The 922-nt window shown below is 67.2% G+C and carries 1 protein-coding gene; it reads left to right on the top strand.

Annotated features, from left to right (window positions below; all coding sequences use genetic code 11):
• On the top strand, positions 1 to 922 hold a 922-nt coding region (locus AWB68_RS45430), incomplete at both ends, for an IS91 family transposase (protein WP_125483324.1).

Raw genomic sequence — 922 nt, 5'->3', positions numbered from 1 at the left:
CGTGCCGGGACCGGCATTGCCCGAAATGCCAGGCCAGCGCCGCACACCGCTGGCTGGAGGCGCGCCAAGCCGATCTGTTACCCGTCGAGTACTTCCACATCGTCTTCACGCTGCCCGCGCCCATCAGCGCGATCGCCTGGTACAACAAGCGGGTCATCTATGGGCTGCTGTTTGACATCGCCGCCGACACGCTGCGCACGATCGCCGAGGATCCCAGGCATCTCGGCGCCCGGATCGGCGCCACGCTCGTGCTGCACACCTGGGGCTCGGCGCTCACGCATCACCCGCATGTGCATGGCATCGTCCCCGGTGGCGGGCTGTCGCCTGACGGTGAGCGCTGGATCGCCTGCCGGCCGGGCTTCTTCCTGCCGGTGCGCGTCCTCTCACGCCTGTTCCGACGCCGCTTCCTCGAGGCACTCCAGTCGGTTCACCACCGTGGCGACCTGCAGTTCTTCGGCGAGTACACCGGGCTCGCTGATCCCGCTACCTTTGCCCGGTGGCTTGCGCCGCTACGTACCTGCGAATGGGTGGTCTACGCCAAGCGCCCGTTCGCCGGACCGAAGGCGGTGCTCGAGTACCTCTCACGCTACACGCACCGCGTCGCCATCTCCAACCAGCGCCTCGTCGCCTTCGATGAGCGCGGCGTGACGTTCCGCTGGAAGGACTACCGTGCCAAGGGCCGCACCCGCTACAAGACCATGACCCTCGAAACCGGCGAATTCATGCGCCGCTTCCTGCTCCATGTGCTGCCCGGCGGTTTCCATCGCATCCGGCACTACGGGCTGCTCGCCAACCCGGTGCGCCGCGCCAATCTCGCAAAGGTGCGCGATCTGCTGCACGTCGCACCCGAGATCAGCCCGTCACCAGACAACGCCATCATCGAAACCCGCCCCGTCTTCATCTGCCGGCACTGCGGCGCACC

The sequence above is a fragment of the Caballeronia choica genome (assembly GCF_001544535.1).
GTDB lineage: Bacteria > Pseudomonadota > Gammaproteobacteria > Burkholderiales > Burkholderiaceae > Caballeronia > Caballeronia choica.
This window is presented reverse-complemented; position numbering and strand designations above follow the sequence as displayed.